Below are 987 nucleotides of genomic sequence, written 5' to 3'. Positions count from 1 at the left end.
AACTGGTGAAGATGGTGTTTTAACACCGCTAATTAAACAATTCACTGAAGCTGCACTCAGAGCAGAGCTAGAGCAGCATCTAGAATCTGATCTGCAACCAAACCGTAAGAACGGCACTAGCAAGAAAACCGTTAAATCATCTGTAGGTCAATTTGAACTTGAAACACCAAGAGACCGCGCTGGCTCCTTTGAACCGCAACTCGTTAAGAAAAACCAAACTAAGTTAACGCCAGAAATTGACCAAAAAGTCCTATCTATGTTTGCGTTAGGCATGAGCTATCGTGATATTCGCAGTCACATTCAAGAAATGTATGGCATTGAAGTATCAGAAGCCACAATAACCGCTGTGACTGACCAGCTAATACCAGAGCTTAAAGCGTGGCAATCTCGCAGTCTTGATGCGTTGTATCCATTTATCTGGCTTGACGCTATTCACTATAAAATCAAGGAAAATGGTCGCTACGTTAGCAAAGCGGTTTATACTGTGCTGGGTATTAATATTGAAGGCCGTAAAGAATTACTTGGCCTCTACGTATCAGAAAGCGAAGGTGCTAACTACTGGTTATCAGTGCTGACCGATTTACATAATCGTGGCGTATCCGATATTTTAATCGCCTGTGTTGATGGACTAAAAGGTTTCCCTGAAGCCATTGGCACTATCTATCCTGAAACAGAGGTTCAACAGTGCGTTATTCATCAAATTCGTAACTCGATGAAGTACGTAGCCTCTAAGCACCAAAAAGCCTTTATGGCTGACTTAAAACCCGTTTATCGTGCAGCAACTAAAGATGCCGCAGAAGCAGCACTGGATGAGCTAGACGATAAATGGGGCAAGCTATATCCCATTGTTATCGACTCTTGGCGTCGTAAATGGACGAACCTGTCGGTTTACTTCAAGTACCCAGATTACGTGCGAAAAGCCATTTATACCACCAATGCTATCGAGGCGGTTCACCGCCAGTTTAGGAAATTGACCAAGACTAAAGG

At 43.2% G+C, this 987-nt stretch carries 1 protein-coding gene; it reads left to right on the top strand.

Annotated features, from left to right (window positions below; genetic code table 11):
- Window positions 1–987, top strand: a 987-nt coding sequence (locus CWC30_RS17185) for an IS256 family transposase (protein ID WP_138627711.1), incomplete at both ends; no start/stop codon positions are given.

This window comes from Pseudoalteromonas sp. S4741 (assembly GCF_005886135.1).
GTDB classification, from domain to species: Bacteria; Pseudomonadota; Gammaproteobacteria; order Enterobacterales; family Alteromonadaceae; genus Pseudoalteromonas; species Pseudoalteromonas tetraodonis.
Note: the sequence above shows the minus strand (reverse complement) of the source record. Positions and strands in the feature narration are given on the sequence as shown.